The organism is Buchnera aphidicola BCc, assembly GCF_000090965.1.
GTDB lineage: Bacteria > Pseudomonadota > Gammaproteobacteria > Enterobacterales > Enterobacteriaceae > Buchnera_F > Buchnera_F aphidicola_F.
Genome location: NC_008513.1, coordinates 254,660 through 278,763 on the forward strand (window position 1 = coordinate 254,660; position 24,104 = coordinate 278,763).

21 protein-coding genes and 1 tRNA gene are annotated in these 24,104 nt (G+C 20.1%); 6 read left to right on the plus strand and 16 right to left on the minus strand.

Going from position 1 to position 24,104, the window contains the following annotated elements; translation table 11 throughout:
* Positions 1-117 precede the first annotated feature (117 nt).
* Positions 118-1,080, minus strand: a complete 963-nt coding sequence (locus BCC_RS01155) for a rhodanese-related sulfurtransferase (RefSeq protein ID WP_011672610.1) — start codon at positions 1,078-1,080, stop codon at positions 118-120.
* A gap of 51 nt (positions 1,081-1,131) precedes the next feature.
* Positions 1,132-3,987 (minus strand): valine--tRNA ligase, encoded by a 2,856-nt coding sequence (locus BCC_RS01160; protein WP_011672611.1) that lies wholly within the window; start codon positions 3,985-3,987, stop codon positions 1,132-1,134.
* Between the two features lie 443 nt (positions 3,988-4,430).
* Between BCC_RS01160 and argF the strand changes: the two genes are divergently transcribed.
* Both argF and BCC_RS01170 read left to right on the plus strand, forming a co-directional pair.
* Complete coding sequence (argF, locus tag BCC_RS01165) at positions 4,431-5,432, plus strand: ornithine carbamoyltransferase (protein ID WP_011672612.1); 1,002 nt, start codon at positions 4,431-4,433, stop codon at positions 5,430-5,432.
* A gap of 51 nt (positions 5,433-5,483) precedes the next feature.
* A complete protein-coding gene (locus BCC_RS01170; RefSeq protein ID WP_011672613.1) occupies positions 5,484-5,849 on the plus strand; it encodes a Rid family detoxifying hydrolase in 366 nt (121 codons plus the stop codon).
* A gap of 93 nt (positions 5,850-5,942) precedes the next feature.
* Here BCC_RS01170 and BCC_RS01175 read toward each other — a convergent pair whose 3' ends face one another.
* From BCC_RS01175 to greA, 12 genes are all read right to left on the minus strand, one after another.
* Positions 5,943-7,673: a DEAD/DEAH box helicase gene (locus BCC_RS01175; protein WP_011672614.1), complete on the minus strand. Its 1,731-nt coding sequence runs from the start codon at positions 7,671-7,673 to the stop codon at positions 5,943-5,945.
* Between the two features lie 281 nt (positions 7,674-7,954).
* Positions 7,955-10,036, minus strand: a complete 2,082-nt coding sequence (gene pnp, locus BCC_RS01180) for a polyribonucleotide nucleotidyltransferase (protein ID WP_011672615.1) — start codon at positions 10,034-10,036, stop codon at positions 7,955-7,957.
* 195 nt (positions 10,037-10,231) lie between these two features.
* Positions 10,232-10,501 carry a 30S ribosomal protein S15 gene (gene rpsO / locus BCC_RS01185; protein ID WP_011672616.1) on the minus strand — a complete coding sequence of 90 codons (270 nt, stop codon included), beginning with the start codon at positions 10,499-10,501 and terminating at the stop codon, positions 10,232-10,234.
* Between the two features lie 61 nt (positions 10,502-10,562).
* Complete coding sequence (truB, locus tag BCC_RS01190) at positions 10,563-11,498, minus strand: tRNA pseudouridine(55) synthase TruB (RefSeq protein WP_011672617.1); 936 nt, start codon at positions 11,496-11,498, stop codon at positions 10,563-10,565.
* 48 nt (positions 11,499-11,546) lie between these two features.
* Positions 11,547-11,897, minus strand: a complete 351-nt coding sequence (rbfA, locus tag BCC_RS01195; protein ID WP_011672618.1) for a 30S ribosome-binding factor RbfA — start codon at positions 11,895-11,897, stop codon at positions 11,547-11,549.
* Positions 11,898-11,974: 77 nt separating this feature from the next.
* Positions 11,975-14,128 carry a translation initiation factor IF-2 gene (gene infB / locus BCC_RS01200; protein ID WP_011672619.1) on the minus strand — a complete coding sequence of 718 codons (2,154 nt, stop codon included), beginning with the start codon at positions 14,126-14,128 and terminating at the stop codon, positions 11,975-11,977.
* A 239-nt stretch (positions 14,129-14,367) separates the two neighbouring features.
* Entirely contained in the window at positions 14,368-15,855 is a 1,488-nt protein-coding gene (nusA, locus tag BCC_RS01205) for a transcription termination factor NusA (protein WP_011672620.1), read from the minus strand.
* Between the two features lie 285 nt (positions 15,856-16,140).
* Positions 16,141-16,229: transfer RNA gene (locus BCC_RS02100), tRNA-Leu, on the minus strand.
* A 151-nt stretch (positions 16,230-16,380) separates the two neighbouring features.
* Positions 16,381-16,629, minus strand: a complete 249-nt coding sequence (secG, locus tag BCC_RS01210; protein WP_011672621.1) for a preprotein translocase subunit SecG — start codon at positions 16,627-16,629, stop codon at positions 16,381-16,383.
* A 433-nt stretch (positions 16,630-17,062) separates the two neighbouring features.
* Positions 17,063-18,865 (minus strand): ATP-dependent zinc metalloprotease FtsH, encoded by a 1,803-nt coding sequence (gene ftsH, locus BCC_RS01215; RefSeq protein ID WP_011672622.1) that lies wholly within the window; start codon positions 18,863-18,865, stop codon positions 17,063-17,065.
* Between the two features lie 54 nt (positions 18,866-18,919).
* Positions 18,920-19,549 carry a ribosomal RNA large subunit methyltransferase E gene (locus tag BCC_RS01220; protein ID WP_011672623.1) on the minus strand — a complete coding sequence of 210 codons (630 nt, stop codon included), beginning with the start codon at positions 19,547-19,549 and terminating at the stop codon, positions 18,920-18,922.
* Between the two features lie 270 nt (positions 19,550-19,819).
* Positions 19,820-20,299, minus strand: coding sequence for a transcription elongation factor GreA (gene greA, locus BCC_RS01225; protein WP_011672624.1), 480 nt, complete (start codon positions 20,297-20,299; stop codon positions 19,820-19,822).
* Positions 20,300-20,714: 415 nt separating this feature from the next.
* Here greA and BCC_RS01230 point away from each other — a divergent pair, with 415 nt between their 5' ends.
* The 4 genes from BCC_RS01230 (at position 20,715) to cgtA (ending at position 23,022) form a co-directional block, all read left to right on the plus strand.
* Complete coding sequence (locus BCC_RS01230; RefSeq protein WP_011672625.1) at positions 20,715-20,969, plus strand: hypothetical protein; 255 nt, start codon at positions 20,715-20,717, stop codon at positions 20,967-20,969.
* A gap of 336 nt (positions 20,970-21,305) precedes the next feature.
* Positions 21,306-21,617, plus strand: a complete 312-nt coding sequence (rplU, locus tag BCC_RS01235; protein ID WP_011672626.1) for a 50S ribosomal protein L21 — start codon at positions 21,306-21,308, stop codon at positions 21,615-21,617.
* 38 nt (positions 21,618-21,655) lie between these two features.
* Positions 21,656-21,961 carry a 50S ribosomal protein L27 gene (rpmA, locus tag BCC_RS01240; protein ID WP_011672627.1) on the plus strand — a complete coding sequence of 102 codons (306 nt, stop codon included), beginning with the start codon at positions 21,656-21,658 and terminating at the stop codon, positions 21,959-21,961.
* A 44-nt stretch (positions 21,962-22,005) separates the two neighbouring features.
* Complete coding sequence (gene cgtA / locus BCC_RS01245) at positions 22,006-23,022, plus strand: Obg family GTPase CgtA (protein WP_011672628.1); 1,017 nt, start codon at positions 22,006-22,008, stop codon at positions 23,020-23,022.
* Between the two features lie 97 nt (positions 23,023-23,119).
* On the opposite strand, the gene rpsI is transcribed toward cgtA, so the two are convergent.
* A complete protein-coding gene (gene rpsI / locus BCC_RS01250) occupies positions 23,120-23,482 on the minus strand; it encodes a 30S ribosomal protein S9 (RefSeq protein WP_011672629.1) in 363 nt (120 codons plus the stop codon).
* Positions 23,483-23,514: 32 nt separating this feature from the next.
* Positions 23,515-23,943 carry a 50S ribosomal protein L13 gene (gene rplM, locus BCC_RS01255; protein ID WP_011672630.1) on the minus strand — a complete coding sequence of 143 codons (429 nt, stop codon included), beginning with the start codon at positions 23,941-23,943 and terminating at the stop codon, positions 23,515-23,517.
* Positions 23,944-24,104: the final 161 nt, after the last annotated feature.

The following is a 24,104-nucleotide window of genomic DNA, read 5'->3' on the forward strand; positions in this document are numbered from 1 at the left end:
AATTAATTTTAAAATTTATAATATATATATAATTATTTATATATAAATTTTTTAATAATGTTAATAATCATTATTTCTAATAGAAAAATAAAATACTAAATTTATTTAAAAATATATTTATTTAATAAATTGTCGATATATTGTATCTTTACAATGTATTGAACAACAAGAACTTAATTGTATTGAACAAAAAACACATTGAATAAATAAATGATTACAAGAACTATTATAGCAATTAATATGTAAACGATTTGTATATTTATTACAATTAATACATTTAGAAAAAATATCATTTGTGATTTTAATTGATAAACGAGCATCAAAAACAAAAATTTTTCCTTGAAAATAATTAGGTAAATTATATTTTTTTGTTTGTTTTATATATTTTAAAATACCCCCATGTATTTGATATATTTTTGAAAATCCATAATTTTTTAGAAGTACTGTAGATTTTTCACATCGTATTCCTCCAGTACAATACATAATAATTTTTTTTTTTTTGTATAATTTTAAAGATTCTGGTAATTTTTTTAATTGTTCACGAAAAGTATTTGCAGGAATAGTTAAAGAATTATAAAAATGACCAATTTCATATTCATAACTATTACGCATATCAACAAAAACACAATCTTTATTAAAAATATATTTATTTACTTTATGAGCTGTTAAATAAATTCCATGATTTTTATTATTAAAAAAAAAATTTTTTATTTTACTAGATACAATTTGTTTTTTTATTTTTATTCTTAAATCAAAAAAAGCAATCTGTTTTTTTTCAATAGAATAATTTATATACATTTTTTTAGTTTTTTGATTAATATTTTTAAAAAAGTTTTTTATATATTTAAATTTTAAATAAGGAATACTAATCGATGCATTTATACCTTCTGTAGAAATGTATATTCTCCCTAAAATATTTTCTTTTACTAAAATTTTTTTAATAAAAAATAATAATTTTTCAGGATTAGAAATAAAAAAATATTTATAAAAAGAAGCTATAATATATTTTTTGTTTTTATAATTTTGATAAATATTTTTTAAATTAGAATTTAAAACTAAACAATTTTTTTTATATATCATGTATAATCCAATTTTATTCAAAAAAAACTATTTTTAAAAATATTTTTAAAATTAAATTTTTTTTAATAATATTTTTTTTTGATAATTAATTTTTTTTAAAATACTATAATTTCTTTTTAACAAACTTCTTTTTTCTTTAATTAAATTTGAAGGAGCATGAATTAAAAAATTAGTATTTAAAAATTGAGTTTTTAATATTTTAATTTGTTTTTCAAGAAAAATAATTTTTTTATTTAAACGTTTTAATTCTAAATCAACATTTAAAAAAGAATTAATAGGAATAAATATTTCCATATTATCAATAAATCGAACAATGGATGATGGAAGATTAGAAATTTTATTAATTTCAATAATTAATTTTAAATAAGCTATTTTTTTTAAAAAAATATTATTTTCTTGTAAAAAAATTTTTTTATTAAATGGAATATTTTTTAAATAAATTATTAATAAAGTTGTTCGAGAAACTCTAGTATCTAACCGAACACAGCGAAGAATAGAAATAATTTTTTGAAACCAATTCATAAATTTTTTAATATATATATTATTTAATCCTATATTATATATAGGAAAAGAATTCATAATTATTTTTGAATTAAATTTTTTATTTAATTTTTGTAACATTTTCCAAATATATATACTAATATATGGCATAATTGGATGTATCAATAGTATAATTTTTCTTAATAAAATACATAATGTATTTTTAATTGAATTAATTTCACAATTAAAACCATTTTTAAAAATAGGTTTAATCATTTCTAAATATTGATCACAAAATTTGTTCCATATAAATTTATATAATACAACTGAAATATTATCAAATCTAAATTTTTTAAAAAAAAAATGATATTTTTTAATAACATCATTTAATTCAATTAAAATCCATTTATCTATTAAAGTAAAAGAAAAATTCTTCTTAAATACATGTTTACTAATATTTTTAATAACAAAACGACTCGCATTCCATATTTTATTACAAAAGTTTTGAAAACCTTTCAAACGATTCATATCCCAACTAATATTTCTACTAGTAGATGCTAAGGATAAAAAAGTATAACGTAATGCATCCACACTATGTTTAGAAATTCCGTCTGGAAAATTTTTTTTAGTACTTAATTTTATCTGTTTTATCTTTTTTTCATTAAAAGAATTATTTATTCTTTTATGAATTAAATCAGATAAATGAATTCCATTTACCATATCTATTGGATCTAGTGTATTTCCAAAAGATTTAGACATTTTTTTTCCTAATTCATCTCGTATTAATCCAGTAATATATATTTTTTTAAAAGGAATTTGAGGATTTCCATTTTTATCTTTTATGATATGCATTGTAATCATAATCATTCGAGAAATCCAAAAAAATATAATATCAAAACCACATACTAAAATATTAGTAGGATGAAAATCATTAAATTTTTTAATATCTATAGGCCAACCTAATCCAGCAAAAGTCCATAAACTAGAAGAAAACCAGGTGTCTAAAACATCAGGATCTTGATAAAGAAAAACGTCATTCTTTAAAAAATATTTTTTTCTAACTGATGATTCATTTTTTCCAACATATATATTATTTTTCTTATCATACCATACTGGAATTTGATGTCCCCACCATAATTGACGTGAAATACACCAATCTTGAATATTATACATCCAAGATAAATACATATTTTTATATTGTTTAGGTATAAATTTAATTTTTTTTTCTTCTATAGCTGTAATAGCAATTTTAGCTAATGATTTAGTACTTAAATACCATTGATTAGTTAACATGGGTTCTAAAATTGTTTTACTACGATCACCATAAGGTATTCCTATTTTATAAGAAACAGATTTTTTTAAAAAATTTGTTTTTTTTAATTTTGAAAGTATAATTTTTCTTGCAATAAAACGATCTTTATTTTGCAAATCTTTAGGGATATCAGAATCAAAAATATTTGTTTTTTTTCCCGTATAATCAAAAATATTTAATTTTTTTAATATTTTTCCGTTTTTTTTAAAAATATTAATCATTGGCAATTTATTACGTACTCCAATAGAATAATCATTAAAATCATGAGCTGGAGTAATTTTCATGCATCCTGTTCCTTTCTTAATATCTATATTAATATCACTAATTATAGGAATAATTCGATTAATAATAGGAACATAAACTAAAGATCCAATATATTTTTTATATCTTATATCATTAGGATTAACAGCTAAAGCAGTATCTCCTAATAATGTTTCTGGGCGTGTTGTAGCAATAACAATATATTTTTCATATAAGTTTTTTTTATTTTTTTTTTTTACAAAAAAATACTTAATATACCACATAGTATTATTACTAATTTTATTTTCTACTTCTAAATCAGAAATCACAGTTTTTAATTGTGTATCCCAATATACTAATTTCTTACTTCTATATATTAAACCATCTTCATATAATTTTATAAACACTTTATTAACAGCAATAGAAAAATTTGAATCTAATGTAAAACGTGTTTTTTTCCAATCAATTAAAAGACCAAGTCGTTTAATTTGATTAAACATAATCAATTCAGATTTTTTTTTCCAATCTAAAATTTTTTTTACAAATTCTTTTCTTGTATATAAATTTTTATTTTTTCCTTCTTTATGTAATAAATAACGTTCTACTACCATTTGTGTAGCAATTCCAGCATGATCTGTACCCATTTGTAATAATGTGTTTCTTTTACACATGTGTTTATATCGTATTAAAACATCCATAATAGTCTGTTGAAACGCATGACCCATATGTAAAGAACCAGTTATATTAGGGGGTGGAACCATAATACAAAAACTTTTTCCTTTAAAATAATAATTTTTATGAAAAAAAAAATTATTATCATTACAATATTTTTGTACTTTTTTTTCTATAACATCGAAATCATAATTTTTTTTCATAATTTTCTTCAATAAGAAATATTTATCTAAAATAAAATAAAAAATTTTATTATAAATAATTTAATTTATAAAAATATTAAAAAATTTATTTTTATACAATAAACATGATTTAATAATTATTAATATAAATATATTTAAAAAATATTTGTATATTAATATTTTAAATATTTAATTAAAAAAAAATTTTCAAAAACAATTTTAACATTTTTTTATAAATAAAAAAAATAATTTTTTATTAAAAATAATATATGTTTATGTATATTTTAAAAAAAAATTTAATAAATTAAATTGTTTTTTTTAATAAAACATTTGTTTATAAAAATATATAATTAAAATATAATATATTTATTTATAAAATAATTATTTTTTAAATTTTATAAAATTCTTTAATATTTAAATTATTAATAAATTTTTAATAATATATTTATATATGAGATATATACATGAATACAATTTATAAAAAAAGTTTTTTAAAATTATCAGATCTTAATTACCAAGAAATTATTTATTTAATTAAATTATCAAAATTTTTTAAAAAAAAAAAAAAAGATAAAAAGGAAAAAAAATATTTAAAAGGAAAAAATATAGTATTAATTTTTGAAAAACAATCTACTAGAACTAGATGTGCATTTGAAGTAGCTGCTTACGATCAAGGAGCTAATACAACTTATTTAAGTCCTACAGATACACATATGGGATATAAAGAATCAATTCATGATACTGCTAAAGTATTAGGAAAAATGTATGATGGAATACAATATCGAGGTTATCATGATAATATTCTTAAAAAAATACAAAAATATTCAAAAATACCTGTTTGGAATGGATTAACTAATACATTTCATCCTACTCAAATTTTAGCAGATCTATTAACTATGACTGAAACATTACCAAAAAAATCAATTCAAGAAATTACATGTGCATATATAGGTGATGCTAAAAATAATATCGCAAATACATTATTAGAAGCTGCTAATATAACTGGATTAAAATTAAATATAATCTCTCCAGAAAACTATTGGCCTAAAAAAAATATTAGAGATATAAAAAATAAAAAAAATATACTTTATACTAAAAATATAGAAAAAGGCGTATATAAAGTAGATTTTATTTATACTGATGTATGGGTGTCTATGGGAGATAAATCAATGAAATGGAAAAAAAAAATAAAAGAATTATATGATTATCAAGTTAACCAAAAAATGTTGAATATGACAAAAAATTCAAATGTAAAAATACTTCATTGTCTTCCTGCTTTACATGATAAAGAATCTACATTAGGATTAAAAATACATAAAAAATATAATTTAAAAAATGGATTAGAAATTTCTAATAATGTTTTTTTTTCTAAAAAAAATCTTTGTTTTGAACAATCAGAAAATAGATTACATACAATTAAAGCCTTATTAGTTTCATGTTTGCATAAAAAAAAAATTTTAATATAAAATATTCATTTATATATTTGGATATAATATAATAATATAAAAGAGAAACTTATGTTTAAAAAAAATATAGTATTTGGTCCTTATTCACCTTGTATAAAAATTAATAATTTATTTTTCTTTTCTGGGCAAATTCCTATATGTTTAAAAACAGGATTAATGCCTAAAAATTTATCTGAACAAACTATTTTAACATTAAAAAACATTAAAAGATTATTATATAAAAATAAATTAAATATAAAAAACATAATTAAAACTACTATTTTTACAACAAATATGGATAAATTAAATGAAATTAATTTATCCTATAAAAATTTTTTTAAAAAATATACTAATGTATATCCTGCACGATCATGTATTGGCATATCAAAATTACCTAAAAAAGCAAAAATAGAAATAGAAGTAATAGCAGCTTTATGAAATAAATATGCCACTTAGTGGCATAAAATTGATATTTTAAAAAATAAAAATATATAATTCAATTTTATAAAAAAAATAAAAAACAAATTAATTTTATATTCTTTTACTTTTTATAAATTTTCTTCTTTTATTTTCTTTTATTTGAACAACAGATGACATTAATTTTATATTTATTGGTTTATTTAAAATACGTGTATGTAATAAACGTGTAAATAAATGTTTTGAATAACTTTTTGGTAATTCAATAGTGGAATAATTAGAAAAAAGTCTAATATTTCCAATTAATCTACTGCTAATATCACCTTCATTTGCTATAGCTCCTACAATATGACGAACTTCTACTCTATCATTACGACCTATATCAATACGATATAAAATCATATCTTCCATCTTTTTATAATTTTTATTAGATTTATTGTTTAAAAATCTTCTATTATTTGTATATTTTTTTTGATTATTAAACGAAATAAAAGAATTTCTTTTAAAAGAAAGAGGAGAAGATTTTTTATCAGGTGGAATAATAAGGGGTCTTTCATTTTGAACTAATTTTAATAATGCTGCAGATAAATTTTCAAAATTCCAACCATCTTTTAATTTTAATTTTGATAATAATGATTTATATAATTTTAAATTTTTATTATTTAATTGTTCCTGAATTTTATTTGAAATATTTTGTAATCTTTTTTCTATTAGAATTTCAGATTTAGGTAATTGAATTTCATGAATAGGATGTTTAATGATTCTTTCAATATTTTTTAATAATCTATATTCTCTATATTCAACAAATAACAATGCACGACCAGTTCTACCAGCTCTACCAGTTCTACCGATTCTATGCACATATGATTCTGCATCAGTAGGAATATCATAATTAATAACAAAACTAATTCTATCAACATCTAAACCTCTAGCTGCAACATCAGTAGCTATTAAAATATCTAATTTACCATTTTTTAAACGTTCTAAAGTTTGTTCTCGTAATACTTGATTCATATCACCATTTAAAGCAGCACTATTGTATCCGTTTTTTTCTAATGCTTCTGATACTTCTAAAGTAGCATTTTTTGTACGAACAAAAATTATAGTAGCAGAAAAATCTTCTACTTCTAAAAATCGAATTAAAGCATCAGTTTTTCTTCCTCTTACAATCCAATAACTTTGTTGAATGTCGGGACGAGTAATACCAGTAGATTGTATTTTTATTTCTTTTGGAGTATTCATAAATCTTCTAGATATTCTACGAATAATATTAGGCATAGTAGCTGAAAATAATGCTGTCTGATGTTTTCGAGGTATTTTTGACATTATAGTTTCAACATCTTCTATAAAACCCATACGTAACATTTCATCAGCTTCATCTAAAACAAGACTAGAAAGATGAATTAAACTTAAAGTTCCTCTTTTTAAATGATCTAATAATCTACCTGGTGTTCCTACAATAATTTGAGGACCTCTTCGTAATGCATGTAACTGTATTTCATATCTTTGACCACCATATAAAGCTAATACTTGTGTTCCTATTAAATATTTAGAAAAATCAGAAAATGATTTAGCTACTTGTACAGCTAATTCACGTGTAGGAACTAATACTAAAATTTGTGGAAATTTTAAAGAAATATTAATATTATTTAATAAAGGTAAAGCAAAAGCTGCAGTTTTTCCACTACCTGTTTGAGCCATTCCTAAAACATCTTTTCCTGATAATAAATAAGGAATACAAGCAGATTGAATAGGAGAAGGTTTTTCATAACCTAATATTTTAAGAGATTTTAATAAAAAAGAATTTAATCCAAAAACAGAAAATGAGAGATGAATTTGTGTCATTCAGAGTATAAGCCTCTTATTTTTGCAACAATGGCCAGTCTACAATTCATATTTTTATAAAATATAAAATATATTTTTTATTTAAAAGTATACCGGCTAAATTGAATGTATATAAATTTTTAAAAAAACAAAAGTAATTTTAATAAAAAAAAATTTTATTAAAATTCTTAATGTTTTTTAATAAATTCATTAAGAATTTATTATACAATAAAATTATCTAATAAGATAGTACATATATTTTATTCAAAATATAAACAAATTTTTTTTAAAAAATATAAATTTTAAATATTCTTCATACTTAATCTTATTCGACCTTGTCGATCAACCTCTAAAACTTTTACAAAAATAATTTGATTAATTTTTAAATGATTTATCACTTTATCAATTCTTTTATTAGAAATTTGAGAAATATGAATTAATCCTTCTTTACCAAATCCGATAGAAACAAAAGCTCCAAAATCTAAAATTCTTGTAACTTTTCCTGAATAAATTTTTCCTATTTGTATATCTTCAGTGATTTCTTGTATTCTTTTAATTGCATATTTAGCTTTTTCACCATTAATTGCAGAAATTTTTACTATTCCATCATCTTTAATTTCAATAACAGTACCAGTTTCTTCTGTCAGCATTCTAATAATTGAACCTCCTTTTCCAATAACATCTTTTATTTTTTCTGGATTTATTTTTATAGTATAAATTCTAGGAGCAAATTTTGAAATATCACTTCTAGGAATTTGTAAAGTATTTTCCATAATATCTAATATTTTTAATCTAGCTGATTTTGCTTGATATAAAGCAGATCTAATAATATCACTAGTAATTCCAGAAACTTTAATATCCATTTGTAAAGCAGTAATACCTAATCTACTTCCTGATACTTTAAAATCCATATCACCTAAATAATCTTCATCACCTAATATATCAGAAAGAATTATATAAGAATCATTTTCTTTAATTAAACCCATTGCAATTCCAGCAATTGCGGATTTAATAGGAACTCCAGCATCCATTAAAGCTAAAGATGCACCACAAACAGAAGCCATAGAAGAAGATCCATTAGATTCAGTTATTTCAGATACTAAACGAATTGTATATGGAAAATCTTCAATATTTGGCATAACAGCTAAAAAACTGCGTTTAGCTAACTTACCATGTCCTATTTCTCTTCTTTTTGGAGATCCTACTATTCCTATTTCTCCTACTGAATAAGGTGGAAAATTATAATGAAATAAAAAATTATCTGTTCTGTCTCCTAATAAATCATCTAAATTTTGTGCATCTCGAGATGTCCCTAAGGTTGCTGATACTAAAGCTTGTGTTTCTCCTCGAGTAAAAAGAGCAGATCCGTGAACTCTTGGTAATATACCTGTTCTTACATCTATTTTTCTAACCTCATTGTTGATACGACCATCTATTCTTAATTTTCCTTTTAAAATACGTTTTCTTACAATATTACGTTCTAAAAAATAAATACTTTCTTCAATTTTTGAACTAGTTAATTGACTATCGTTGTTTAATAATTCTGAAGTAACTTTTTGTTTAATATCATTTAATTTTTTTAATCTCTCTTTTTTCTTTAAAATATAATATGCTTTATTAATGTCTTTTTTTATTTTTTTAGAAATTAAATTAAATATCTGTTTATCAGGTTTATAAATATTTTTATATATATTTGGTATTTTATTTGCTTTATCAGAAAACAAATAAATATTATCAATTAACGATTGTTGAGATTCATGACCAAATAATATAGCATTTAAAATATTATCTTCAGACAATATGCTAGCTTCAGCTTCTACCATAAAAATAGTATTTTTAGTTCCAGAAACTACTAAATCTAAACTACTTTTTTTTATTTTTTCTATAGAAGGATTTAAAATATATTTATTATTTAAAAAACCAATACGAGCTGCACCAATAGGACCTAAGAAAGGTAATCCTGATAAACATAATGCTGCAGATGAACCAATTATAGAAATAATATCAGGATTAATTTGTGGATTTACAGAAATAACTGTTGCAATAATTTGCACTTCATATAAAAAATCTTTAGGAAATAAAGGTCTAATTGGTCTATCAATCAATCGAGAAATTAAAATTTCATTTTCACTAGGTCGTCCTTCACGACGAAAAAATCCACCGGGTATTCTACCAGCAGCATAAGTTCGTTCTTGATAATTTACTACTAAAGGAAAAAATTTTTGCCCAGGAATAGTAGTATTATCACTAACAATAGTTATTAATACTGTAGTATCATCCATACTTGCTAAAACTGAAGCAGTAGCTTGTCGAGCTATTACTCCGGTTTCTAAAATAATATTATGTTTTCCATACTTAAATTTATGTATAATTGGTTTTAACAAAATTAATATCCTTAAAATAAAATAATTTGAAAATATATTTATATCTATTAAAAAATTTTTAATAATAAATTTATTTATTTAAATAAAAAATAACCTAAATATATAGAAAAAAGCTATATTAGCTCTTTTCTATAAATAAAATTTATACTCAATTTATTAATAAAAATTTATTAATATAAATTACTTTACATAAAATTAATGACGTAAACCTAATTTTTTAATTAGAAAAAGATAATTTTCATATTGATTAGATTTTAAGTAATCTAATAATTTTCTACGACGAGAAACCATATTTAATAATCCTTTTCGACCACAATGATCTTCTTTATGCAATATAAAATGTTTTTGTAAATAATTTATTTTTCTAGTTAATAATGCAATTTGAACAGATGAAGATCCAGTATTAAGATAAGATTTTCCATATTTCATTACTAAATTCTTTACTTTTAATGTATCTTTTAGCATATATATCCTATATTTAATTTGTAATATACTTTATATAAAAATATTATTTAAATAATAAAAATTAACTACATAAAACACATTTTGGAGTTAAAATTCCAAATTTATTAATTTTACCTATTCCTAAAAATATATTATTTTTTTTAGTTATAACTTGAACTAATCCAATAGTAGAAAAGAAATTCAACGCAATCTTTATTTTTTTTTGAAAGTTATTTATATCAGAATGTAATATTTTTATTATAGGATACTTAAAAAAAAAAGAACTTACAGGTAATAAAAATGTATTTAACATATTAAACAAATAAAATTTATGTATTTGTTCTATATTTTTATTTTCTATAAAATGTAAATTTGATAATGTTACTAATTTTGATGAATTATAAGGTTTTATATATAATCGACGTAAAAAAATTACATGTCCTCCGCAAAATAATTTATTACCAATATCATTTACTAAACTTCTTATATAGGTTCCTTTAGAACATATTACTGTAAATTCTAAAAAAGGGTTAACAAATTGAATAAAATTTATTTTATAAATAAATAGTTTTCTTTTTTTTCTTGGAACTAAAATTCCTAATCGAGCATATTTATATAATGGAATTCCATTATATTTAATCGCAGAAAACATAGGAGGAACTTGATAAATTTCTCCAATAAAAGAATTTAAAATTTTATAAATATCATTAGTATTTATATTAATAGATTTAATTTTTAATTTTTTACCAGATAAATCACCCGTAGAAGTAGTTTCTCCTAATTTTGCTATAACATGATATTTTTTTGCTGAATCAGTTAAATATTTAGAAAATTTAGTCGCATTACCAAATAAAATGGGTAACATTCCTGTAGCCATAGGGTCTAAAGATCCAGTGTATCCAGCTTTTTTAGCTAAAAAAATTTTTTTTATCTGTTGTAATATTCCATTAGAAGAAATACCTTTTGGTTTATCTAATAATAATATTCCATTATAATTTTTATTATTTTGAAAAACCATTCATTAACCTATAATATATAATTAGGATATTATTTATTACTAAATTAATTAAATATTTTTAATTAATTCAGAAATAAAAATACCATTAATAAGGGAAGTATCATAAACAAAAAATAATTTAGGAACAATACGCAAATATATTTTTTTATTAAGTAATGAACGAATATATCCAGTTGCATTTTGTAAAATACCTAATATTATTTTAATATTTTTTTTATCATCATAATTAAGAAATGTAATAAATACTTTTGCATAACTTAAATCATAAGATAATTTTACTTCTGTAATAGTAATAAAAGAATTTAATCTTGGATCTCTTAAATTTTTTTGAATAATTACAGCAATTTCCTTATATAAACTACGTTCTAATCTCATAGATCGACTAAAATCTTTTAACATAAAATTTCCTAGTAATATCAATATATTTTTATTTTAAAAAAATGAAGATTTAATTTTTATATTAAAATATAAATATATTATTTTATTATTTGGAATAATTCAATAATATCACTGATTTTAATATCATTATAATTTTTAATTCCTATACCACATTCCATACCGCGACGAACTTCTAAAACATCTTCTTTAAAATGTCGTAGTGATTCTAATTCACCTTCATAAATAACTATGTTATTTCTTAAAATTCTTATTGGATTATTTTTTTTAATTATACCTTCAATTACCATACACCCTGCAATTAATCCAAATTTTGGAGATTTAAATATATTTCTAACTTCTGCTAATCCAATAATTTTATTTTTATTTTTCGGAGTTAATAATCCTAATTTAATATTTTTAATATCATTAATTAAATCATGTATTATAGAATAATATCTAATATCTAAATTTTCTAATTCAATAATTTTTCTTGCGGAAAAATCTGCTCTAATATTAAATCCAATTAATATAGAAGTAGTAGTCATACTAAGAGATACATCAGTTTGTGTAATAGCTCCTACTCCAGACATAATAATATTAATTTTAATAGATTTATCAGATAACAATTTTAAGGAATCTAAAATAGCTTCTAAAGAACCTTGAAAATCAGTTTTTAAGATAATATTTATACTTGATTGATTTTTTATATTAATATTATCAAATAAATGATCAATAGTAGTTTTTTTTTGATTAGAAAATTTTAATTCTCGTAATTTTTTTCTGCGATATATAGAAACAGCTCTAGCTTTTTTTTCATTATTAACAACAGTAAACAGATCTCCAGTATTAGGAACACCAGATAAACCAAAAACTTTAATAGGAATTGAAGGAGATGCAGATAATACATCTTTATCATATTCATTTTTTAGTAATTTAATTTTACCATATTCTAATCCACAAATAACAATATCATTAATATGTAAAATACCTTCAGAAATTATTATTGTTGCTACCGGACCACATTGTTTGTCTAAATATGATTCAATAACTATACCTTCAGCCATGCTTGTATATGAAGATTTTAATTCTAATATTTCAGCTTGAAGTAATATATTAGATAATAAATTATCAATTCCAAAACCTGTTTTTGCTGATACTAAAACAAATATGTTTTCTCCTCCAAATTCTTCAGGAATAATAGAATATTTAATTAATTCTTTTTTAATAATTTCTAAATTATTTTTAGTTTTATCAATTTTATTAATTGCGACTATAATTGGAACTTTAGCATTTTGAGCGTGTTGAATAGCTTCTATAGTTTGAGGCATTACGCCATCATCTGCAGCAGCTACTAAAACAACAATATCAGTAACATTAGTACCACGAGCTCTCATGGCAGTAAAAGCAGAATGTCCAGGTGTATCTAAAAAAGTTATTGTTCCTTTTTTAGTATTTACATGATAAGCACCTATATGTTGTGTTATACCACCTTTTTCTTTAGAAGCAATTTTAGAAGATCTAATATAATCTAATAAAGATGTTTTTCCATGATCTACATGCCCCATAATTGTTACTATAGGTGGTCTTTTTTTTTTTTTAGAAATATTTAAATTACGATTTTTCATTAAAGAAACTTCTAACATATTTTCTTGATGTAAAAATACTTGATAACCCATGTCTTCTGATACTAATTGAGCTGTATCTTGATCTAAAATTTTTTCAGAAGTTGCAGAAATACCTAAATTTAATAAATTTTTTATAACTTTAGAACTTTTAATTGCCATTTTTTTAGATAAATTAACTACTGATATAAAATCTCCTATAATTATTTTTTTATTAAGAATTTTAGACGGTTTAACAAATTTTTGTTGTAATTTAGAATTATATATTTTTGTTTTAGAAATTCTTTTTTTATTAGAAAAAAATCGTTTTTCAGAATTTTTTGAAATAAATATTTTTTTTTTTTTATTATTTTTTATATTTTTTTTATTTTTATTAATATTAGTATTCTCTTTATAGTTGTTTGTTAATTGATTGAAATTTTCTTTTTTTCTTTTTTTTTTAGATTCTAAATTTTTAGAATCTTTTTTTTTAATTCTTAAAATATTTTTTTTATTTAAAATATTACTTTTTAATATTTTTTCTTTTTTTTTTTCAAAAAAAGAATTAATATTTTTTTTATTTTCTTCTTTATTCACAGATTTTAAACTTATAGATGTATTATTTTTTGAACAAATATTTTTTTTTTTCATTAGTATTTTTATTTTTTTTTTTTAAATTTCACTGATTAAATAATCTCTTAAATAATAAATATATTTCAATAAAATATTTAATATAAAAAGTTTTATTTAAATTTTGTTTATTAAAAATCAAATTTTTAAAAAAATTTATATTATATATTAAAAATATTACAAAACTTTTTTAAAAAAATTTAATACTTATTAATATATCTTTTATTATATTAATAAGTATTTTCATATTTTAATTATTTTTATGAATTTTCATTAAACCAACAAATATTCCGAGCTTCCATAATTAATGACCAGCTTGTGCGGAAGAAAAGAAAAGAAATATCATGAAGATCATCAATACTTTGTTCTGCTAGATGTTCTAAAGTACATATTTTTTTTTCTATTAACTGTTGAATAATAAATTTATTAATATTTTTTAAATTTGCAAATTCAGAATTTAAATATTTTTTTTTATATATTTTAATAGATTTCTTTTTGTCATTTTCTAAAATAAATATAGCTTTTTTCTGCATGTTTAAAACAACATCTGTTTTAATTCCTTTAATTGATAATAACTGATTAATAGAAGCATAAGCAATTGATTTAATAGAAGAAAAACCAGAATGAATTACTAATAAAATATCATTTTCTGTAAAATTAAATTTATTTTTTAATATATCAAAAAAATTATTTTTTTTTGATTTTTTTATTTTAATAATAGGATTAGAAGTAATTATATTTAATTCCCATCCAGTTAATTGAGAAGCTAATCTTACATTTTGTCCATTTCTACCAATTGCTTGTGCTAAATTACATAATTTAACTTCTATATTAATTACATGATTAGTATTATCCAAAAAAATAGAAGATACATCAGCGGGTGCCATAGAATTAATAACAAATTTTTTCGGATTATTATCCCATAAAATAATATCAATTCTTTCTCCACATAATTCATTAGAAACAGCTTGAACTCTAGAACCCCTCATTCCTACACATGCTCCTACTGGATCAATTCTCTCATCATATGTGGTAACAGCTATTTTAGAACGTAAACCAGGATCACGTGCAATTGCTTTAATTTCTATAAATTTTTCTCTAATTTCAGGTACTTCAATACGAAATAATTCAATTAACATATCAGATTTTGATCTACTTATAAATAATTGAGCACCTTGTTTTTCATAAGAAATATTATATAATATACCTCTAACTCTATCATTAATTCGAAAATTTTCTCTTGGTAACATATCTTCACGCATAATAATACCTTCAATATTATTACCAACGTCTAAAATAATATAATCTCTACTGATTTTTTTAACAATACCTATAATAATTTGACCTTTTTTTTTATCGAATTTATTAAGAATTATTTCTTTTTCAGCTTCTCTAACTTTTTGTATTATTACTTGCTTAGCAATTTGTGTAGCAATACGATCAAAAGTTACAGAATCAATGCAATCTTCTATATAATCACATAATTGAATTTTTTTATTTTCAAATCGAGCAGCTTCTAATGTAATCTCTTTTGTTGGATTAAATACATTATTAACCACTAACCATCTTCTATATGTATTAAAACTACCTGTACTACGATTTATGCATACTCTAATATTAATATCTTGATTATATTTTTTTTTGGTAGCAATTTCTAAAGCACTTTCTAAAGCTTGAAAAATCTTTTCTCTTGGAATAGATTTTTCATGTGAAACAGCATCTACCACAGATAATATTTCTTTGTTCATATCAGTTATCCTTAAATTAAAAATGGATATATTGAACTAAATAAAGAATTCAAAGAAAAAGAAAATTTTTTTCAATCAAAATAAAAAATAATATTTTTATATACAAAATTAATTTTAATATATTTAAAATCTTATTTTTAATTTTATTTAAAATATTACTAAACTAATTAAATTTAATAATAAAAAACCCCGAATTTTTCGGGGTTAAAATTTTAAATAACTATTTTAAATATAAATACACATAATATAAAAAATAAAAAAGAAAGAAAAAAGAAATACATTCTATACCGAAGATGGGAATCGAACCCATATACTTATTTAAATTAAGTACTATCACCTCAAGATAGCGTGTCTACCAATTTCACCACTTCGGTCAAAATTTTTGTTTTTTCAAATATAAATATTATATAAAATAAGTTAAAATATTTAAATAAAAAAAAACAAAAATATTTTTAATAAAATATATTTTATATATATAAATATCAATATACTTTAATAAAATTTTTAATATAAAATTTATAATAATTACATATGTAAATTGTATATAGCCCAATTACTATATCTACATAAGATTAAACATACCAAAAAAAATATTATTAATAAGATTAATATAACATAAATAAATACATTACTTTTAGAATTTTCAGTAAATAATTGTGATGAATAATCGTTTGTTGTAGTAGATAATTCATTACTAGTACTAGATTGAAATAAAATAATAGCAATTAACATAGAAGAAATAAGGGTAAAAATGATAAATAAAAATGTATACATTTAAAACACCATAAAAATATTTTTTAAAAAAAATTATATATTAATAATTAATATATAATTTTATGCTATTAAAAAATTATTTGTTATTGATAATGAAATTATATTTAAAAAATTAAGAAATTAAATTCTATTAATATCTTAAAATTTTTTTTTAAATAGTAATATAATTTATTTTATAAATAATTATAGTTAAAATTTTCTTTATTAAAAGAGTATACACATTTTTAAAAAATAACAATGATATCTATTCTTTAGAATAGATATCATTGAAATAAATGAAATTAATATATTTTATTAAAAATTTTAATAATTTTTAAAAAATAATTAAAATCATTTTTATGAAAAACATTTGTATAAATTTTTTTTATATTAAATTAATATTTGTAGATATCTTTAAAATCAAAAATATTAATTAATATATTTTTTTTTTTTTTTAAGAACATGTTATTTTCCTTGACATTAAATCTTTAATTTGTGAAGAGTTTATTGTTTCATATTTAAGTAATGCATCTTTCATTGCATGTAAAATATCTATATTTTCATTTAAAATTTTTTTCGCACGTTGATAATTGATATCAATTAATAATTTTACTTCTTCATCAATAATGCGAATTGTTTCATTAGATATAAATTTTGAATTTATAACTGATTTTCCAAAAAAAACTTCTTTATCTTCTTCTGAATATAATAAAGGTCCTAATTTTTCTGAAAAACCCCATCTAGTTACCATTTTTCGAGCTAAATTTGTAGCTACTTTAATATCATGATCAGAACCAGTAGAAACTTTTTTAATACCATATATTATTTCTTCTGCTAATCGTCCTCCATATAAAATAGATATTTGACTTTCTAATTTTTGACGATTAACGTTTAAAACATCATTTTCAGGTAAAAATAATGTCATTCCTAAAGATTGCCCCCTAGGTATAATGGTTACTTTATGAATTGGATCATTATCAGGAACAAGTTTACCAACAATAGCATGTCCAGCTTCATGATAAGCAATTGATTCTTTTTGATGTTCTGTTAAAAATATTGATTTTCTTTCAGAACCCATAATTATTTTATCTTTTGATTTCTCAAATTCTATCATAGAAACTGAATTTTTATTATTACGTGCAGCTAATAAAGCAGATTCATTTACTAGATTTGCTAAATCAGCACCTGAAAAACCTGGTGTACTTTTTGCAAGTACTTCAGGAATAACATCATCAGAAATAGGAATTTTTTTCATATGAATTTTTAAAATATCTTTTCTTCCTTGAATATTAGGTAAAGAAACTATAACTTTTCGATCAAATCTTCCCGGTCTTAATAAAGCGGGGTCTAATACATCAGGACGATTAGTTGCTGCAATTAAAATTATTCCTTCATTACCTTCAAAACCATCCATTTCAACTAAAATTTGATTTAAAGTTTGTTCACGTTCATCATGACCACCTCCAAAACCAGCTCCTCTTTGTCTACCTACAGCATCAATTTCATCAATAAAAATTATACAAGGAGCATATTTTCTTGAATTTTCAAACATATTTCTAACACGAGCAGCACCTACACCAACAAACATTTCAACAAAATCAGAACCGGAAATTGTAAAAAACGGAACATTTGCCTCACCTGCAATTGCTTTCGCTAACAACGTTTTACCAGTTCCTGGTGGACCTACCATTAATATTCCTTTAGGAATTTTACCTCCTAACTTTTGAAATTTTTTAGGTTCTTTTAAATATTCAACTAATTCTGAAACTTCTTCTTTTGCTTCATCACATCCTGCAATATCAGAAAAAGTAATCTTAATTTTATTTTTAGACAATATTTTTGCTTTACTTTTACTAAATGACAAAGCTCCTTTTCTATTATTATTTTGAATTTTTTTCATAAAAAAAATCCATGCTCCAACTAATAAAAATATAGGACACCAAGAAATAATAACAGAAACTAAAATACTTTGTTCTTCCGGAAGAATACCAGTGATACTAATATTTTTTTGTAATAAAGTATCTAATAATTTAGGATCATAAATAGGAATATATGTCATGTACTGAGTTAAATCTTTCCTAGTAACTAAGACTTCTTTTCCATTAATTTGAGCATTTTGAATTTTATTATTATTAACTTCTAATAAAAAATTAGAATAACTAATTTTTTTATTACTTATATTATTAAAATTTATATTTTGAAATAACGAAGTTAATAAAAAAATACCAAAAAACCATAAAATTAAATTTTTAACCATTTTATTCAAATGATAATCTCCACTATATATTATAATATTAAAAATAAAATAAAATTATTTCTTACATCCATAAGCTATAATAAAAACTTCACGAGAATTGACACGAGAAGCATTAGGTTTATAAATTTTTACTAATTCAAATATATTTCGAATTTTTTTCATATATTTATTAAAACCATAACCTTGAAATAATTTAATTATTAAATATCCATTATTTGATAATACATGTCTAGAAATTTTTAATACAATATTACTTAATTTAAACATATTAGAATTATCAATAACAGAATAACCACAAATATTTGGTGATATATCAGACATAACTACATTCCAAGAATATTTGTCTAAAAATAAAAATATTTTTTTTAAGAAATCTGAATTAGATATATCTCCACAAAAAAAAACAATATCTTTTAAAAATCGCATAGGTAAAATATCACATGCAAAAATTTTTCCTGATTTTCCAATTTTTTTTAAAGTATATTCTGACCAACCTCCTGGATTAGAACCTAAATCTATAACATTCATTCCTTTTTTAAATATTTTTTCTGATTCATCTATTTCTTTTAATTTAAACCATGATCTAGATCTTAGTTTTTTTTTATTTCTTTCTTTAATATAAGGATCATTAAAATTTCTTTTTAACCAATTTTTAGAACTTTTACTTCTTTTTTTTAAAATCATTATATTTTTTTTAATAAGATTAAATTATAAAATTTATAAAAATTTTATTTAATTATTTTTAAATATTAATTTAATAAAATTTAAATTATATATAAAAAATTTAAATATTAACTTTTTAAAAATAAATTTTTTACAATAAAAAAATATTTTTACAAAAAATATTTAAGTTTATTATACATAAAAAAACAAATTTCTAAAATTAAAATAAGATTTTTTATATATTAAATTTTTAATTTCAAAAAAAAATTTTTATATAAACAATATTTTTAATTAAATATATTCAATTTTTTTAATAATATATTTTATATAACCTGTAGGTGTATTAACTTTTATAATATCATTTTTTTTTTTTCCAATTAAAGCTCTTGACATAGGTGAATGAATAGAAATTGAAAATTCTTTATAATTTGCTTCATCGTCACCAACAATAGTATATACAAAAATATTACTAGTACTAATTTGCAATACAGTTACTGTAGATCCAAAAATAACAATACCTTTAAAAGGTATTTTAGTAATATCAATTATTTGAGCACGTAATAATTTATTTTCAATTTCACAAATTCTATTTTCACAAAAACTCTGTTCTTCACGTGCTGAATGATACTCTGCATTTTCTTTTAAATCACCTAATTGACGAGCGTTTGCAATTGCTTTTACAATACAAGGTCTAGTAATGTATTTTAATTTTTTTAATTCAGATTTTAATTTATTAAAACCCCGTAATGTCATTGGAATTTTATTAAACAAGCTTATAACTCCTTTATCAAAAAATTTTATATATAAATATTATTTATTATAATATAATAATTCATATTTAAAAATAAATAATAATAAATTTTTATTAAAAAATATAATTTAAAAAATATTTAATATTTTTTTTTAAAAAAAATCTAAAAATAAAAAATATAAAATAATGAATATTATTATTTATAATTATTTATTTTTATTAAATCAATTATAAAATTTATATTTTATAAAAATTCATTTTTTCATTTTAATGAATATTTTAATATTATAATATTTTATGTTAAAATATTTAAATTTATATTATTAATATAATAAAAAATTTTTATATATATTAAAAATAATGTATATTTTTTATTTAAAAAAATTTCTAAATAAAATATATATTAAAATTTTTTTTAAAAAAAAGAGTAAAAATATGAATTTTATTCAATTAAGTAAATTAATTAAAAAAAAATTAAACTTAAAAAAAGTATTAATTTCAAATTATAATAATAATATTTTAATTACAGCAATAGGAAATTTTTTTTTAAATATGAGTTCGTTTGAAAAACAAAAACATATATATAAAGTATTAATACCATATTTTTTAAATAAAACTATACATGCTGTTACTATAAATACATATACTATATCAGAATGGAATAATAAACAAAATAGCAAAAATAATTAAATATTATATTTTTAAAGATATTAAATTATTTTTAATAAAAATCTTTAAAAATCCTAATATTATTAAAGATTTTAAAAATATAATGTATTTTATATTTCAAAATTTATTATTATGTATTTTATATAAAAATTTAATTTTTTAATATTAAAAAGATATTTTTTAAAATATAATATTCTTTATTAAAATTTATATATTAAATATATAATTTAATTTGAAAAATTTTATCAATTAAAATTATTTAATAAATTTAAATGATTTATTAAATCAAATAATTTTGTATAAAATAAACAAAAAAATTTTTTTTGTAGTTAATTATAAAATTTAGAGACATTCATTATGTATGCGATACTTTTAGATCGTAATAAACAATATAAAGTAACATGTGGAAAAATAATTAGATTAGAAAAAATAAAGATGAATATAGGAGAAAAAATAATTTTTAAAAAAATAATATTTTTATCTAAAGATGAGAAAAGTTTTATAGGAAAACCTATTCTATCAGATGTTTATATAGAAGGATTAATATCTAAACATGGAAGAGAAAAAAAAATTAAAATTATAAAATTTCATCGTCGAAAACATTATAAAAAAACTCAAGGTCATAGACAATACTACACAGATGTTAAAATAAAACAAATTATATATTAAATATACAAAAATATATTTTAAAAATATAAGGAATTAAAATGGCACATAAAAAAGCAGGTGGGTCATCAAGAAATGGGCGAGATTCACGTTCAAAAAGATTAGGTATTAAAAAGTATGGAGGTGAATATGTATCTTCAGGAAATATTTTAGTTCGACAAAGAGGAACAAAATTTCATCCTGGAGAAAATGTTAAATGTGGTAAAGATTATACTTTATATTCTATTATAGAAGGTATAGTAAAATTTAAAAAAAGAGGAAAACTAAAAAAAAAATATATAAGTGTAATAAAATTGAATAATTTAAATAAAAAACTTCAAAATCGCCAAATATCTATAAAATATTAATACATATTTCATGATTTAAAACATATTATAAAAGAGAGAAAAACATGAAATTTGTTGATTCTGTTATTATTAATGTATCTGCGGGAAAAGGAGGAGATGGTTGTATTAGTTTTAGAAGAGAAAAATTTGTACCTAAAGGAGGTCCAGACGGAGGAAATGGAGGTGATGGAGGAAATATTTGGATAGTTTCAAATACTAATATAAATACATTAACAGATTATAGAATTAAAAAAATATTTCAATCTGAAAATGGTAAAAATGGTTTAAATTCAAATCGTTCTGGTAAAAATGGAAAAGATATTTATATACCAGTTCCGTTAGGAACCAGAATCATAGATAATGACACTAAAAAAATTATTATCGAAATTTTAAAAATTAATCAAAAATTTTTAGTAGCGAAAGGTGGAAAACGTGGTTTAGGAAATACAAATTTCAAATCTTCTATTAATCAAACACCAAGAAAAAAAACTTATGGTACATTAGGTGAAAACAAAAATATATTATTAGAATTAATATTAATAGCAGATATTGGAACATTAGGTTTACCAAATTCTGGAAAATCTACATTAATAACATCTATGTCTAATGCAAAAACTAAAATAGATATTTACCCTTTTACTACATTAATTCCTATATTAGGAACAGTAAAAGCAAAAAAAAAAAAATTTATTATAGCTGACATACCAGGAATTATTAAAAATGCTTCGTTAGGTATAGGTTTAGGTATAAAATTTTTAAAACACTTATCTCGTTGTAAATTATTACTACATATTATTGATATCACTATAAATAAAAAAAAAATAAACAAAATTAGATATATTATATTAAAAGAATTAAAAAACTTTAATAAAAAATTATTTCAAAAAACTAGATGGTTAATCTTTAATAAAATTGATTTATTAAAACCTAAAAAAATCTCCCAAATAAAAAAATATATAAAAAAAAAAATAGAAAAAAACAAAAAATATTATTTTATTTCAGCAAAAAAAAATATTGGAATAAAAAAATTATCTAAAGATATAATAAAATATTTATATAAAAAAAATAAAGAATATATTTAAAGTAATATAAAAATATTCTTTTTATATTTTAAATATTTTTTTTATAAATTTTATTTATATAAAAACCCGGAAATAAAAACCGGGTTTTAAAAAATAATTATCTTTTTGAAAATTGAGGTTTTTTTCTAGATTTTCGAAAACCAAATTTTTTTCGTTCTACTTTTCTAGAAGTACTTCTTAATGTATTATCATATGAAATTAATGCTCGAGTAATACCTTGACGAATTGCCCCTGCTTGACCAGATATACCACCACCTTTTACAGTAATATAAAAATCGAAAATTTTCAACATATTTACTAAATCTAAAGGTTGTTGGACAATCATGCAGGAAGTTTCTCTACCAAAATATTTTTCTAAAGGACGTTTATTAATAATAATATTTCCATTTCCTTTACATAAAAAAACACGTGCTGAAGAACATTTACGTCGTCCAGTACCATAATTAATATATTTAGACATATGTACTAAAACCTTATTATTTATAAGATATTTTAAATATTTAAAAAAACTGGTTTTTGTGAAATTAAATTATGTTGATTAAATGGAAAAACTTTTAATTTTTTAAAAATTTTTTGACCTAAAGATCCTTTAGGTAACATTCCTTTAATAGCTTTTTTAATTATACGTGTTGGATGATGTAACATCATATATTTAAAAGTATATTTTTTTATACCACCCACATATCCTGAATGATGATAATAAAATTTATTTTTTTCTTTATTTCCTGTAACTACTATTTTAGATGCATTAATAATAATTATATAATCACCCACATCAATATGTGGAGTAAATTCTGGTTTATTTTTTCCCCTTAAAAATATTGATACCTGACTAGCTAGACGACCTAAAATTTTATTAGTAGCATCAATACAATACCAATTTTTTTTAATACTTGTTATTTTAGCAGAAAAACTTTTCATAATATAAATTTCCTATTTATTAAATAATTAAATTAATTATATATATTTTTTTATTATAATATAAAATTATTTTATTTATTTTATTTAATAAAATTATATTAATTAAATACAAATATTCATATAATATATAAAAATATATAATAAATATTTAAAATCGGAGA

What these genes read in the sequence shown, in the direction of transcription:
- BCC_RS01230 (WP_011672625.1), top strand. Translation starts at nt 20,715, where the DNA reads ATGAATTTTATTCAATTAAGTAAATTAATTAAAAAAAAATTAAACTTA.
- rpmA (WP_011672627.1), top strand. Translation starts at nt 21,656, where the DNA reads ATGGCACATAAAAAAGCAGGTGGGTCATCAAGAAATGGGCGAGATTCA.
- rplM (WP_011672630.1), bottom strand. Translation starts at nt 23,943, where the DNA reads ATGAAAAGTTTTTCTGCTAAAATAACAAGTATTAAAAAAAATTGGTAT.
- BCC_RS01170 (WP_011672613.1), top strand. Translation starts at nt 5,484, where the DNA reads ATGTTTAAAAAAAATATAGTATTTGGTCCTTATTCACCTTGTATAAAA.
- BCC_RS01155 (WP_011672610.1), bottom strand. Translation starts at nt 1,080, where the DNA reads ATGATATATAAAAAAAATTGTTTAGTTTTAAATTCTAATTTAAAAAAT.
- rpsO (WP_011672616.1), bottom strand. Translation starts at nt 10,501, where the DNA reads ATGCTAAAAGATACATTAAAAGTAAAGAATTTAGTAATGAAATATGGA.
- BCC_RS01160 (WP_011672611.1), bottom strand. Translation starts at nt 3,987, where the DNA reads ATGAAAAAAAATTATGATTTCGATGTTATAGAAAAAAAAGTACAAAAA.
- ftsH (WP_011672622.1), bottom strand. Translation starts at nt 18,865, where the DNA reads ATGGTTAAAAATTTAATTTTATGGTTTTTTGGTATTTTTTTATTAACT.
- BCC_RS01220 (WP_011672623.1), bottom strand. Translation starts at nt 19,549, where the DNA reads ATGATTTTAAAAAAAAGAAGTAAAAGTTCTAAAAATTGGTTAAAAAGA.
- infB (WP_011672619.1), bottom strand. Translation starts at nt 14,128, where the DNA reads ATGAAAAAAAAAAATATTTGTTCAAAAAATAATACATCTATAAGTTTA.
- rpsI (WP_011672629.1), bottom strand. Translation starts at nt 23,482, where the DNA reads ATGTCTAAATATATTAATTATGGTACTGGACGACGTAAATGTTCTTCA.
- nusA (WP_011672620.1), bottom strand. Translation starts at nt 15,855, where the DNA reads ATGAACAAAGAAATATTATCTGTGGTAGATGCTGTTTCACATGAAAAA.
- rplU (WP_011672626.1), top strand. Translation starts at nt 21,306, where the DNA reads ATGTATGCGATACTTTTAGATCGTAATAAACAATATAAAGTAACATGT.
- BCC_RS01175 (WP_011672614.1), bottom strand. Translation starts at nt 7,673, where the DNA reads ATGACACAAATTCATCTCTCATTTTCTGTTTTTGGATTAAATTCTTTT.
- secG (WP_011672621.1), bottom strand. Translation starts at nt 16,629, where the DNA reads ATGTATACATTTTTATTTATCATTTTTACCCTTATTTCTTCTATGTTA.
- argF (WP_011672612.1), top strand. Translation starts at nt 4,431, where the DNA reads ATGAATACAATTTATAAAAAAAGTTTTTTAAAATTATCAGATCTTAAT.
- cgtA (WP_011672628.1), top strand. Translation starts at nt 22,006, where the DNA reads ATGAAATTTGTTGATTCTGTTATTATTAATGTATCTGCGGGAAAAGGA.
- truB (WP_011672617.1), bottom strand. Translation starts at nt 11,498, where the DNA reads ATGGTTTTTCAAAATAATAAAAATTATAATGGAATATTATTATTAGAT.
- rbfA (WP_011672618.1), bottom strand. Translation starts at nt 11,897, where the DNA reads ATGTTAAAAGATTTTAGTCGATCTATGAGATTAGAACGTAGTTTATAT.